The organism is Olivibacter domesticus, assembly GCF_900109575.1.
Taxonomy (GTDB): domain Bacteria; phylum Bacteroidota; class Bacteroidia; order Sphingobacteriales; family Sphingobacteriaceae; genus Olivibacter; species Olivibacter domesticus.
Map to the genome: position 1 here is coordinate 303566 of NZ_FOAF01000001.1, position 12065 is coordinate 315630.

Annotated in this window: 13 protein-coding genes; 5 read left to right on the top strand and 8 right to left on the bottom strand. The window is 39.7% G+C overall.

Annotated elements, in window-relative coordinates; all coding sequences use genetic code 11:
* The first annotated feature begins 213 nt into the window (after positions 1 to 213).
* Positions 214 to 426 carry a hypothetical protein gene (locus BMY50_RS01295; protein ID WP_093317123.1) on the top strand — a complete coding sequence of 71 codons (213 nt, stop codon included), beginning with the start codon at positions 214 to 216 and terminating at the stop codon, positions 424 to 426.
* A 193-nt stretch (positions 427 to 619) separates the two neighbouring features.
* On the opposite strand, the gene BMY50_RS01300 is transcribed toward BMY50_RS01295, so the two are convergent.
* Positions 620 to 1051, bottom strand: coding sequence for a nuclear transport factor 2 family protein (locus BMY50_RS01300; RefSeq protein ID WP_093317128.1), 432 nt, complete (start codon positions 1049 to 1051; stop codon positions 620 to 622).
* Between the two features lie 284 nt (positions 1052 to 1335).
* On the opposite strand from BMY50_RS01300, the gene BMY50_RS01305 reads away from it, so the two are divergent.
* Together BMY50_RS01305 and BMY50_RS01310 are read left to right on the top strand one after the other, a co-directional pair.
* Entirely contained in the window at positions 1336 to 2673 is a 1338-nt protein-coding gene (locus BMY50_RS01305) for a carboxylesterase family protein (protein ID WP_093317133.1), read from the top strand.
* A 38-nt stretch (positions 2674 to 2711) separates the two neighbouring features.
* Complete coding sequence (locus BMY50_RS01310) at positions 2712 to 3209, top strand: GNAT family N-acetyltransferase (protein WP_093323431.1); 498 nt, start codon at positions 2712 to 2714, stop codon at positions 3207 to 3209.
* Positions 3210 to 3376: 167 nt separating this feature from the next.
* Here the strand turns inward: BMY50_RS01310 and BMY50_RS01315 are convergent, their stop codons facing one another.
* The 7 genes from BMY50_RS01315 to BMY50_RS01345 form a co-directional block, all read right to left on the bottom strand.
* Positions 3377 to 3943, bottom strand: coding sequence for a DUF4256 domain-containing protein (locus tag BMY50_RS01315; protein WP_093317138.1), 567 nt, complete (start codon positions 3941 to 3943; stop codon positions 3377 to 3379).
* Between the two features lie 70 nt (positions 3944 to 4013).
* Entirely contained in the window at positions 4014 to 4604 is a 591-nt protein-coding gene (locus BMY50_RS01320; protein WP_093317144.1) for a YdeI/OmpD-associated family protein, read from the bottom strand.
* 39 nt (positions 4605 to 4643) lie between these two features.
* On the bottom strand, positions 4644 to 5495 hold the full coding sequence (locus tag BMY50_RS01325) for a class I SAM-dependent methyltransferase (protein ID WP_093317149.1): 852 nt from the start codon (positions 5493 to 5495) through the stop codon (positions 4644 to 4646).
* A 13-nt stretch (positions 5496 to 5508) separates the two neighbouring features.
* Positions 5509 to 5901, bottom strand: coding sequence for a DoxX family protein (locus BMY50_RS01330; protein WP_093317153.1), 393 nt, complete (start codon positions 5899 to 5901; stop codon positions 5509 to 5511).
* A 6-nt stretch (positions 5902 to 5907) separates the two neighbouring features.
* A complete protein-coding gene (locus tag BMY50_RS01335; RefSeq protein ID WP_093317157.1) occupies positions 5908 to 6375 on the bottom strand; it encodes an SRPBCC domain-containing protein in 468 nt (155 codons plus the stop codon).
* A gap of 5 nt (positions 6376 to 6380) precedes the next feature.
* The gene (locus BMY50_RS01340) at positions 6381 to 6704 is read right to left on the bottom strand and encodes an ArsR/SmtB family transcription factor (RefSeq protein ID WP_093317167.1); all 324 of its coding nucleotides are present in this window, start codon (positions 6702 to 6704) and stop codon (positions 6381 to 6383) included.
* Positions 6705 to 6839: 135 nt separating this feature from the next.
* Positions 6840 to 10091 carry a GH92 family glycosyl hydrolase gene (locus tag BMY50_RS01345; protein WP_139202163.1) on the bottom strand — a complete coding sequence of 1084 codons (3252 nt, stop codon included), beginning with the start codon at positions 10089 to 10091 and terminating at the stop codon, positions 6840 to 6842.
* Between the two features lie 186 nt (positions 10092 to 10277).
* On the opposite strand from BMY50_RS01345, the gene BMY50_RS01350 reads away from it, so the two are divergent.
* Positions 10278 to 10808 (top strand): RNA polymerase sigma factor, encoded by a 531-nt coding sequence (locus tag BMY50_RS01350; protein WP_162276504.1) that lies wholly within the window; start codon positions 10278 to 10280, stop codon positions 10806 to 10808.
* A gap of 63 nt (positions 10809 to 10871) precedes the next feature.
* On the top strand, positions 10872 to 11924 hold the full coding sequence (locus BMY50_RS01355; RefSeq protein WP_093317181.1) for a FecR family protein: 1053 nt from the start codon (positions 10872 to 10874) through the stop codon (positions 11922 to 11924).
* The last annotated feature ends 141 nt before the right edge of the window (positions 11925 to 12065 follow it).

Below are 12065 nucleotides of genomic sequence, written 5' to 3' on the forward strand. Positions count from 1 at the left end.
GCCATCCCCCAAAAGGTAGTATCGGAGAACAGTAAGGTACTCCAATGGTATGATAATTGCATAAGTTGTTGCTGACGAATTTTGGACTGCTTAAGAAAATTATTAGAAATTGTGTAATAGCTTGTTACATAATTTGCAATCTGATCGTTTTAAATAGATACATTAAAATTGTTTAAGAAAAATAGGGAAGTAAAGATTTAAATTGAATGGATTATGCAAAGTTTTTGGATGAAAGTAAGAGGTGACTTTTATAACGTTAATATGACCACTAAAAAGGAAACACAGATGTGCATTGTAGATATCATGAACGAGGAGGTTACATTTGAGTTTCGAAAGGAAGAAGTTTGTCGGTGTCGCGCAAAGCGAGTGGATCAGCAGCTGTTAAAGGAATTTGCGTATAGAATCGAGACTTATTTGCAAAGCTAGCAAAACGGAAGATTTGGGGTCTGATTAGAATAAAGTACTGATATAGGACTGTCAATGAATCGCGTAGGGCTTGTAACAATTGCACCATGGTTGTGGTGGATGAAATACAGGCTTAGTTGTGATTCGAAAGACCCAATTAAGATGCTGGCATAAATACCAGGGGCCTTAATTGGATCTTTGAGCATACGATGTTTTATTCAAAGGTGCTCACAATTTGGCTGATTTGATAACCAACACCATTCTGTGAGATGGTTACATAATCGACGCGGGAAAAGTTTCTGTATTTCATTGTTACCTTGGCAATGGCCATACCGTTATTTTCGTCTACTATGCTGTAATCTGTTTCACAATCCTGCTGAAAGTTTTTATTTCCTTTCAAAAATCCTACTAACTCTGACTTATTGAAGATAAAAGTCTTTTTTTTGCCGGTGTAACGTTGGTGGAACTGTTCACAGAACAGTTGATCGATACCTGCTACCTGTCCTTTGGATACGGCATTCGTATACTGTTCCAATGTAAGGTTAATGGCGGCAATTTTAGAGCGTTTAACTTTTTCGATTGTAGTGGCAAATGTGCCGCTTGTTAGCATGAAGGCTACTACGATAGTGGTGATGAACGTTTTCATAATATTTACTTTTTAATCTGTTGTTTTTTAATTATTGTTCCTATGCCAATAATTAGCATAATTGTTCCATTTTATTTAAGTATTTGTTTATCAGTGTAATATGTGTTTTTTAGAGATTCGTTTATGTTCGAAAACGTACACTCACTGTTCTCTGGCGCACAGTTGAAGGGCCGGATTCACGGTAGAAAATAAATGGATTTAATGTTAAATCATATCTGCCTAATTTATAAATTCGCAGCTACGGATATTTTTAACTCAAATGAATCGCTTGCTATTTTTTATATATGACTGATATTGCTTTTAAAACCTCGGAGGGTACAATACTGGGGTGGCGGGACGGAAATGTTATACGTGCCACAGGTATTCCTTATGCGACGGCCGAACGTTATCAGAAACCAGAGGAAACAACTGCTTTAAGATGGGGGGAACCTTACGCGGCTACCAAATGGTCGCCAGCTTGTCCGCAATCTTTTTCTCCTATATTGAGAGAGGTGCTGGGAATGGATATGCTGAATGGTTTACCCTTGAATGAAAATTGTCAGCATCTTTCGATAACGCTTCCTCCGCAGGATCGGTCATCTTCACCTAGGCCGGTCATGGTCTGGGTTCATGGTGGGTCGTATCTTACGGGTGCAGGTGATGCGACGGTGTATGATCCGGCATTACTGGTTTGCGAACAACAGGTTATTGTGGTCAATATCAACTACCGTTTGGGTTTATTTGGTTTTCTTGGGGGGTATAATGATATACCAGCTAACCTTGGATTATTGGACATCATAGCGGCCTTGCGCTGGATCAAAAAACATATTGAAGCATTTGGTGGCGATCCGGGAAATATTACGCTTTTTGGACAATCTGCTGGGGGTGACGCAATTGCCCATGTAATGTCGGCAGAGGGAATAGAGGGGTTATTTCACCGTGTTATTATTCAAAGCGCTCCTTTAGGTATACGAAAAGGAAAGACAGCCATCACTAAATCGATGATACGAAAAATGGAGGGTTTGGCGAAAGATGCGACTGTAGAGGAGCTTTTGGCTTTGCAGAACACGATGCTGTTTTCCATGAAACGAGTGGGCTTGAAAGGGGAAATGCCTTTTGGTGTCCAGTACGGACACCCGCCCTTACCGATGGAAGATAGGGTAGAGGAGGTCTGGCGGCAGCGTGCGGGGCAATGGGATGTACTGATCGGGTGGACAGATCGTGAAACCGCTCTTTTCGCGCCTTTTCTCAAACCTTTACAGCATTTAGCCGGTATACCATTGCTTGGCAAGCCTTCTTTGGAATGGCTAATTCGTAAAACAACCGACTGGATATACAGAACGCCGGGCAAGGTGTTTGCACAACTGATGTTGAATTCCGGTCGATCTGTTTACGAATACCAGATCGACTGGGGGACAAAGGATAATCCTTTCAAAGCGGCTCATGTTATAGATATTCCGCTATTATTCGGTAGCGAACAACTATGGAACGATGCTCTTTTATGCAAGGGAAAGTCGGCCGAAGAGTTACTAACGGAAGGAAGGAGCTTGCGGGCGATATGGGCTGCGTTTGCTCGAACCGGGGTGTTGGAAGAAGAGCTTTGTATTCCGGGGCTCGTGAGGTATCATAGGGTAATGGTTTAACTCCCAAAGGAAATATAAAGGCATAAACGCACATGGAAATGGATCATAAATTAAATGAAATTTCAATTAGAACGGATATTAGACCTGGAGATTTGGGCTACGTAATGTATCGGCATGGGAAACTGTATGGTGAGGAAAATAATTATGGAGTAGCATTTGAGACGTATGTGGGTTCGGGCCTGTATGAATTTTATAAAAATTATAACCCCGAATTAGATAGGGTTTGGATTTGTGAACAGGGTGATAAGATAGTGGGATTTCTATTATTGATGCACCGCGAGAATAACAGGGCACAACTTCGTTACTTTTATTTTGAACCGGAATGCAGAGGCCTTGGTTTAGGAAATAAGTTGATGCAACTTTTTATTGATTTTGCGAAAGCGTGCGAATATAACGCTGTTTATTTATGGACTACCGATGAGTTACCTACGGCTCATCATTTATATAAAAAATTCGGTTTTAAGTTGACAGAAGAGCGGCCTTCTAATCACTTTGGTAAATCACTGGTGGAGCAACGATATGACCTTATTCTTTAATTAAGAATAGGTTTCCAGCAATGAAATACGTTTTTACAAAGAAAGCCTACGTTCGAACAGTTTTTCCTGCCTCCACGTAATAGCTTCCTTTGATTACAGAATATGGCACTTTGCCTTCTAACTTTAGGCAATTATTTAATTAGATGTTTTTATTGTTACTAAAAAACCTAAACCCATAGCGCGCCACGAAAGCCCCTGGCAGCATAGTAGGATTCGGCACCGTTGTGATACAAGAAGACAGTGTTGTAACGGCGATCACAAAAAAGGGCACCGCCGAGCTTCCGGATGTCGGCAGGCGTTGTTATCCAGCTGGAGGTTTTTTTATCAAATTCTCCCAATTGTTGCAAAGCCCGATATTGTTCTTCTGTCAAAAGGGCAATGCCCATATCGGCTGCCATCTCTACAGCGCTATTTTCGGGTTTATGCTCTTTTCTTGCTTCCAATGCTTCATGGTCGTAACAAACACTTCTGCGACCTTTGGGACTTTCTGCTGAGCAATCGAAAAAAATATACTCGCCTGTTTTTTTGTCATAAGCAACAACGTCTGGTTCACCGCCCGTGTTTTCCATTTCATCGAGCGACCATAGTTTTTCTGTATTCGCTTCTAACTTTGCTTGTATTTTAGTCCACTCGAGGTCTTTATGACGGTTCATGTTTTTTTCAAAACGGACCTTTAATATGCTGATGAGTTCTAAATTTTGTTCTGGTGATAATTCCTTTTTATTATTTTTCATTCGGTATATGGTTTTCTTCTGAAGCCTGTATTACAAATTTAGTAATCCTTTTTGTCACTTGTTTATTTTCCTATCGAATATAGGAATCATTTAATCCTTTTCCATCAAGTATTTGCTGCATATGTTTTTCAACTCTCAATTCCCGGGTTTTAGATTGCTTAGGTTGCGAAAAATGAAAAAGATACGCTCTTTGCCGCCCTGGTGTCAATGCTTCAAAAGCAGTCTTCAAAGCAGGGATTTCCGTTAATTTTTTTTGAAATTCTTCGGAAACTGCAAATGCTGCCGTCTTTTTTAAATCCACTTTCAATCCGGCTTTTTCTACTTCAATGGCTTCATAAATATAGGCTTTCAAGATGGGCTCAGTCTCAATTATTTTTCGAACATCCGTGAACCGAATCTGGCGCGCCGCTTGTACATGCTCGGTTTGTTGGATGAGCATGCCGCTGGTGTTTTGTAATAATGCGCCTTTGAAAAACAAAAACGCACAGTATTCTTTAAACACATGTATTAAGATGATGTTTTTTTTCTGAAAGGTGTAACAAGGAGTACCCCATTTCAATTCTTCAGTTAGTCCGCAGTCAAGAACGATCGTTCTCATTTTCTTGATCTCTTCCTGCCACTTTTCGGTTTTATTAAAATAAAAATCAACTTTAGCATTCATCCTATTATTCATTTGTATGTTCGTTCGTCAATTTATTTTCTATGTTGTTGCCAATAGGAATACTTCACCACTTGCTGGTAAAAGATTGTCAGTTCTATTCGTAAAATAATATTGCACCATATCTTTTGTTGATATTGTTTTTACTTCTTTAAAGCCAGCGTCACGGGCCAGCGTCAATATTTCATTAGGAGCAAAAAAACTTCCAAACGGAGTTCCTGCTTCACGGGCACCTTTCTCTGCCATTTCCTGCATGGGTTTATCCTCTTCATCAAGAAGCTCCATTGGTAGGTAAAACGTCATAGCAAGCTTTGAACCTGATGCAAGGGAAGCAATCACTGCTAATGTAGAAGTAATGGCTTCTTTCGTAAGATACAAACTAACTCCTGTACAAGCAACGACAGCAGGCTTATTAGTATCAAAGCCGGCTTTTAATAACTTTTCCCACCAAGAAGAAATTTCGAAATTCACCGGTACAAAGTGCAAATATTTCGGAATACCAAAATCAAGTTCGATTAATCGTTGCTGTTTCCATGTCAATGTATCGGGTTGATCAATTTCATATATATGAAATTTGGAAGCAATATCTGGCTGGCGTTGAGCAAATGTATCAAGTCCTGCGCCGAGAATAACATATTGGTCAATTTCTTGTTTGCTTTGTTCTATAACGAAATCTTCAATAAAGCGAGCACGAGCTACAATAGAAGCCCGAAGGCGTTTCGTGAATTTCATATCGGGGCGTTGCTGCCAATCGTCAGGTGGTGCTATCAACTTCAAGCCAATTTCATCTTCAACTACATGCGGCATTGCATCTACTTGCAGATGCAATGCTCTCCATAGGGCTGTTCGTATCGCGGTATTGTCTGGTTCCTTTGTTTCTTTGTTTGGTTCCATCGTAGAATTCTTGTTATGCAGTTGTTAATTTAACTGAAGTATTTTTCCTATCAGCAGGCCTGAAATACCATGACAGGGCAGTCAAGATTAGTAATAATATTGGTCCGAAAAAATCTTTGCCACCGTTTCCAACCGCTAGATGGGAAAAGACAGCGCCCGACATGGCGAAGAAAAAGCCTGCATAAGCCCACTCTTTTAGCAAAGGGAATTTAGGAATAAGTACTGCTATTACCCCTAAGATTTTCCAAATACCCAATATGGTTAGAAAATAGATAGGGTAGCCTAGCTGGTTTATAACGGCTACTTCTTCTTTCATTTTAATTAATTGGACTATTCCTGTTGAAGACATTCCTAATGCAAGCCAGATAGTAGCAACCCAATAGATAATTTTAGTGCTTTTTGTCATGATAGATTATTTTAATTGACGTACAATTTCTTCCAGTCGGTTATGTGCCATGTTAATACCCTGAGCAAAGGGTAGCTGTAACTGTTGATCTCTGAGTGCTACTGATTTATATATAATATGTATATTGAGTTTGCTGGTGCTGTCCGTAAGTCGCTCAAATACTAAAAATTCAAGCTGAACATCAAAAGGTGCATTTTCCATTTCAAATGTCCGTGTTATTCGCTGATTCGGGACCACTTCATGGATTGCCCCATTTGCCCGAAATACAACTTTTCCTTGGTCATCTCTTGTCTCAAATTGGTAACTACCATGCTTTTTGTTTTCAAGTTTCAACACGTTTGTTCCCATCCATTGTCCTACAATATCAGGATCCACATATGCTTTAAAAAGTAATTCCAACGGCAAGTCAAATTCTCTTGCAATCACTAATTCTTGCTTGCCCTTTTCGGCATGGACCTTCGTTTTTCTTTCCATAATTTCTATTTATTTGGTTTGTAATTCTTCATGATGGTTTCCAGCTTATTAAACCTATCATCCCACATGTTGCGGAATGGTTCTATAAAGTCTGCTACTTCTTTCATTTTTTTTGCATTAAAGTGATAGTAAATTTCTCTGCCGTTTTGCTCTTGATTAAGCAATTCGCACTCGGTGAGTATTTGCAAATGTTTTGAAACGGTTGGCCTGGCGGTGTCAAAGTTGGAGGCTATTGCACCTGCTGTCATGGATTGCGTAGCTACCAATAGAAGAATAGCTCTTCTTGTTGGGTCTGCTATGGCTTGAAAAACATCGCGTCTTAAATTCATTGTGTAGCTATTTGACTACAAATATAAATGTAGTTATTTAACTACGCAAATTTTTTACAATTTTTATGTCTTTTATCGACTGCTTAATCAATGGACATCATTTAAATAATGTCTAATGAATACCTCTTGTTGGTTTTACTTGTTTATTCCCGCTATGGCTGCTATTTCAGCTGCTGATAGGTTTTCTGTAAAAACCATCACGTTCTTAGCTAACCCTTGGTAGATCCGTTCGCCGGGGAATTCTTCATTTTGTCCTAATTGCCATCTATTGGTATTGGCAAGATTTATGTTGGGTGCTACTGCCTGGCTTGCTTTTAATTGTCCATCTATGTATAGATATAGGTTCTTACCATCACACACACCCGCCACGTGGTGCCATTTACCATACCAATCGGTAGGGAGTTCTGCTATGCATTCTCCTCTTCCCCAACCGCCTGCGAAAAAATTTAACTTCTTACCATCAACCAATTGTAACACATGTTGATCACCTTTCGAAAAGATGTCTACCAGTTCTGCTGCAGGCATTTGAGGTTTGATCCACAACATAATGGTCATGCGGGTATCAATAGCATTTACAATGGCGTTTTGTTTCCATATAACATAACGCTGACTGTCTAACCTAAATGTTTGTTCTTTAGTTGAGAAGGCTTGTCCTTTTACATTTGCCACATTGGTAAAGGGTGTTTTATCTATTATCAATTCGCTCGACGCTACATCCCAGTTTGGGCCTCCAAGTAATAAAGCTTTCCGTGGCTGGTTATATACGACACATTTGCCATGTTGATCGGCTATCTTGATTGTCTTTTGCCCTTTTTCATTTGCCCGAAATACCCATTCCCTTTGTTGTTCCGCCCCAGCTTCCAGTGTGAAAGTATCCGTTCCTATAACTTGCTCATCGAAATGGACGGGTAATTGTATTTTTTGTGGGGCGCCATCTAAATTTTTTACTTTGTATTGTAATCGCTGCTTGGTACCGAGCTTTAACAAAGGTGTATAGGTTAATTGACTTACTTCAACAGCTGTTGCCTGTTTGTGATCTGAGGGGATAACTTGCATCGACCAGCGATGGTCTTCGAGTGTTAATTGATGGTTGCCAAAGGGATATAAACGAAAATACAGCGTGTCCTGCCGTGTTTCGTCTTCATGGAGCAGCACATTTTTAGAGGTATACGGTTTGCCGTCGAGCTTAATTTCCAATCGTTTAGTACGCATGGCTCCTTTATTACTAAGATGGACCACAACCGCTACGCGTTCATTAGGATTTACATGCTTCTTTGGGACCTCTACTTTATTTATGCGGACAAGGGGTTTTCTGCTGTCTGCAGTTATTGGACTGGCACACTTATTCCAAGGGCTATCGGATTTTTCACCAAGTGTAAATTCTAATAACGCGCCACTTGCTATCGTTTGGTGGTCTATTTCAAATTGCGCATATGGTTTTCCATTTACCTGAACTCCTTGTAGATAATAAGCGGAATCTTTATTAGCCTCTTTCTGTATCGATAAAATCTTTTTGCTGGGCAAATGAATGGTAACCTTATCAAACAAAGGGGTACCGAACGTATAAATCGGATTCCCGGGAGCCATTGGATAAAAGCCTAAGGCATTGAAGATATACCAACTGGATAGGGAACCAAGATCATCGTTTCCAGGCAATCCATCGGGAGTATCTGAAAAGCGCTTTGTTAGAATGCTATATACCCAATATTGGGTGAGATCAGGTCGCTGGGCATAGTTGAATAGGTAAGGTACATGAAAAGCGGGCTCATTGTCGAACACCAATTGCTGTTTAGATAGAAAATGCGCTAGGCGGCTGGTAAAAAGCGAGTCGCCCCCCATTAAATTAATGAGGTCTAGAGGATATTGAGGTACAAAATAGCTATATATATAGGCATCTCCTTCTTTGTAACCAACAGTACCTGGCTGTTCTTTCCATCCCGCATCGTCTTTTGGTATAAAAAGAAGTTCGTCAGTTTTGAACAGCTGACGATAAGCCCTGCTGTATCTTTCTGCAACATTTGCTGTTGCGGTATCATGCATCACTTTCCTGGCAAAATTGGCTAAAGCCCAGTCATCATAGGCATATTCCATCGTTCGGGTTACGGATTCACCCATGGTGGCAGGTATGAAGCCTTTTTTATGGTAAACAGTGAGATCTGGCTGCTTATATGGGCCCTGATAAATACTTCCTTTTAACGCTTGATATATTTCTTTGGCATCTGCTATTCTTTGGTTTTTTAGGTAAGAATCAACCAAGATAGGTACCGCATGGTTTCCTGTCATAGACTCGGTTGGAAGAAAACCACTTTGTTTATAGACATCTAACATCGATCCAACCATGTCTGCTTGTTTTTGTGGCCAAAGTAATTGGATCAAAGGATGTAATGTTCTGAAGGTATCCCAAGGAGAAAAGCCACCATACTGATTTTGTCTTTTTGTTTGATGTGTGAGCCCATCTACACCCATATAAAAACCATCTATATCCGAAATGACCCAAGGCAACAAACAAGCATGGTATAGGGCCGTGTAAAAACTGCGTTTATGATGTATATTAGTATCGTTGATGGAGATGGTTTGCATAAGTGCTGCCCATTCGTTGCTTGTTTGTTTGTTTGCATAAGAAAAGAGTGTTTCTTTTGTCTTTTTTGTTTCTTGTAGTAAGGCCTTAATGTTTTTCAAAGCAGCTGTATAACCTACTGGGGAAGCACTCACTAATACCGTTAGAACGGTAGGAGAGGTTTGGTTTCCTGTAAAATGAAGGGTATACCCACCATTTACCAGCTCTTGCTTTGAAACGGCCATGCTAAATTGAAATGCACTGCCATGTTGTGTACCATAAGCGGTGTTACTAGAGGTTAACGCGAGTGTGCCTACATCGTCGATCCAAAGCTTGGGTGCTGTTCTCGCCGGGAAGGTAATCTTTATGACGCCTACGCGGGCAGTGGCTGTACATTCTACTAAGGTGTTGTCGTCCTGAAACCTTATACTGTAATATCCCGGTTTGGCTTGTTCATCTTGGTGTCGAAAAGTGCGAAGCCTATTGCCGTCTTTGTTGATAGGCATGAGTTTTATATTGCCTTTTGATCCTTCGGGAAATCCACTTTTATGCCCAATGCAGGAAAAGTACTGAATGGAAGTATCTGCATAGTGGTATCCCGGTTGTCCGGCACCTACTGTTTCCGGACTCATCTGTATATAACCCCAAGGTGCAACGGCTCCTGGGTAGGTGCCTCCTTCTTTTCCCCATTTCGTATATACCTTGGCATTATCTGTACCAATAAAGGGGTCTACATACTTAATTTCTTCTTTCTCCTGTAGTGCGGAAGCCGGCGTGGCATATAAATAGGCTGTCGTTGAAAGTAGTAGAAGGAAAATTTTTTTGTACATGTGGTGTTCGTTAAGATCGCTTTTATTAAGACACTTTTTTAATCGCCAAATCTTAAAAACAAAAGAGCATAAAAGCAACAATATTTTTGTAAATAACAGAAAAATTAGGCTATAATTGCTAAAGATAGTATAACCAAGAGCAACATCAAATATCAACCTTTCAAAGCTTTTGAGATTAAAATGTTTATGCAAGAATTATTGCGGAAGATAAAGGAAGATGACGAATCGGCATTTAATGAATTGTATTTTCGTTATTTTAATCCACTCATTCATTTTTCCTATTCCTTTGTAAACAATAGGGACATAGCGGAAGAAATAGTAAATGACGTTTTCCTTAGATTATGGTTAAAAAGGAAAACTTTGCCTGATATCGCCAACGAAAAGGTGTTTCTTTATACCGCTGCTCGCAATGCTTCCTTAAATCATTTGCGTACTTTCTCAACCAAACGTTTTAAAAATATGGAAAGCTTTCTAACGTCTGACCATCACATCCTTGTTGAATTTAGTCCGGAACAATATTATATCAGTGCAGAAACAAAGAGTAGGATAGTTAAAGCAGTTAATAGCTTACCCCCTAAATGCCAGATTATCTACAAAATGGTGAAGGAAGATGGACTATCCATAGCGGAAGCCGCGGAGATATTGTTGCTTTCTTATAAAACTGTATTTACCCAATTACAGATTGCATTAAAAAAAATTGCCGTTGTGATAGAATAAGAAAATAAATAGTCGCATTGCTTTAAGAACTTCGGTAAAAAAACGTGTCATATAGATAACAACATGGTAGACAAAGAAGAAATTATTAGGTTAATAATTAAGCGGCTGGGTAAAGCGATCACCTCTGATGAAAGTGTACGGTTGGATGGATACTTAAAAAATTATCCCGAAGAAATGGCGCGGTGGGAAATAGAGGCTTTCATTAAGCTAAAAACGGCAGGTCAGCCCGACAATTTCACTCCTGAAGAGCTAAAGGAAAAAAATACGCAGCTTTGGGAAAACATTCATAGGGCTGAGATCCTGAATGAAAAACCTAACAATATACAACGTAATGATCGCATTGTTCGTTTTAGAAGCGTCTATTGGACTGCTGCCTGTATCTGTTTTATATTGATCGGTATAGCTGCATTTTTTATTTTTCAGAAACCTCAAGACCAATTGATTGCGCAAACGGCTTTTGGTGACACACAAAGTGTTGATCTGCCAGATGGTACGAAGGTAAAATTGAATGCCGGGAGTACTTTATATATAGATCAGCAATTTAACACGGATACAAGAAAGGTAAAACTGATAGGAGAGGCATACTTTCAAGTTGTCAGTCGGCCTAATGCTCCTTTTCTGGTAGAGGTAGGAAACATCAAGGTAGAGGTTTTAGGTACGGAGTTTAATGTGAAAGCGTACCCTAATGAGAATATTGAAACGACACTTATTCAGGGTAGGGTTGCTGTAAATGTTAACGAGGGAGAGCGTATTATCTTAAAGCCTTTGGAGAAGCTGACCGTCGCGACTGGCAATTTGCAAGGAGCAAGCGCAAAAAGTAAAAGGGTAAAGGTTAGTGAAATCACGGGTAAAGGATCCGATGATCGAGCGCAAATTGCGTGGCTTTCGAATCGATTTGCTTTTTCTGACGATCGCTTTGGAGATGTTGTGCATCAATTAGAAAGGAAATACGATGTTCATTTTAGGTTTCAGGACAGTACTTTACAAAATGAAAAGATTAATGGTGTGTTAGAGCATGAAAATTTAATACAATCATTGACGCTTTTGAAGCGAATAGTAGCTTTTGATTTTGAACAAAAACAAGACACTATAATTATCCGCAACGCAGAAAAATAAACGTAAAATATGAGAAAATGAAGACGAAACCAAGCTGAAAAGGAAAATAAATTAAGGACGAGTTGCCCCTCGCCCTTAATTTAACAAGGAACAAAGCTCCTTTATTCTAGTTATTAACCATACAAAGATAAGAAACCTTTT

Excerpts from the sequence above, each read along its gene's own strand:
- BMY50_RS01295 (WP_093317123.1), top strand. The coding sequence starts at position 214 with ATGCAAAGTTTTTGGATGAAAGTAAGAGGTGACTTTTATAACGTTAAT.
- BMY50_RS01300 (WP_093317128.1), bottom strand. The coding sequence starts at position 1,051 with ATGAAAACGTTCATCACCACTATCGTAGTAGCCTTCATGCTAACAAGC.
- BMY50_RS01305 (WP_093317133.1), top strand. The coding sequence starts at position 1,336 with ATGACTGATATTGCTTTTAAAACCTCGGAGGGTACAATACTGGGGTGG.
- BMY50_RS01310 (WP_093323431.1), top strand. The coding sequence starts at position 2,712 with ATGGATCATAAATTAAATGAAATTTCAATTAGAACGGATATTAGACCT.
- BMY50_RS01315 (WP_093317138.1), bottom strand. The coding sequence starts at position 3,943 with ATGAAAAATAATAAAAAGGAATTATCACCAGAACAAAATTTAGAACTC.
- BMY50_RS01320 (WP_093317144.1), bottom strand. The coding sequence starts at position 4,604 with ATGAATGCTAAAGTTGATTTTTATTTTAATAAAACCGAAAAGTGGCAG.
- BMY50_RS01325 (WP_093317149.1), bottom strand. The coding sequence starts at position 5,495 with ATGGAACCAAACAAAGAAACAAAGGAACCAGACAATACCGCGATACGA.
- BMY50_RS01330 (WP_093317153.1), bottom strand. The coding sequence starts at position 5,901 with ATGACAAAAAGCACTAAAATTATCTATTGGGTTGCTACTATCTGGCTT.
- BMY50_RS01335 (WP_093317157.1), bottom strand. The coding sequence starts at position 6,375 with ATGGAAAGAAAAACGAAGGTCCATGCCGAAAAGGGCAAGCAAGAATTA.
- BMY50_RS01340 (WP_093317167.1), bottom strand. The coding sequence starts at position 6,704 with ATGAATTTAAGACGCGATGTTTTTCAAGCCATAGCAGACCCAACAAGA.
- BMY50_RS01345 (WP_139202163.1), bottom strand. The coding sequence starts at position 10,091 with ATGTACAAAAAAATTTTCCTTCTACTACTTTCAACGACAGCCTATTTA.
- BMY50_RS01350 (WP_162276504.1), top strand. The coding sequence starts at position 10,278 with ATGCAAGAATTATTGCGGAAGATAAAGGAAGATGACGAATCGGCATTT.
- BMY50_RS01355 (WP_093317181.1), top strand. The coding sequence starts at position 10,872 with ATGGTAGACAAAGAAGAAATTATTAGGTTAATAATTAAGCGGCTGGGT.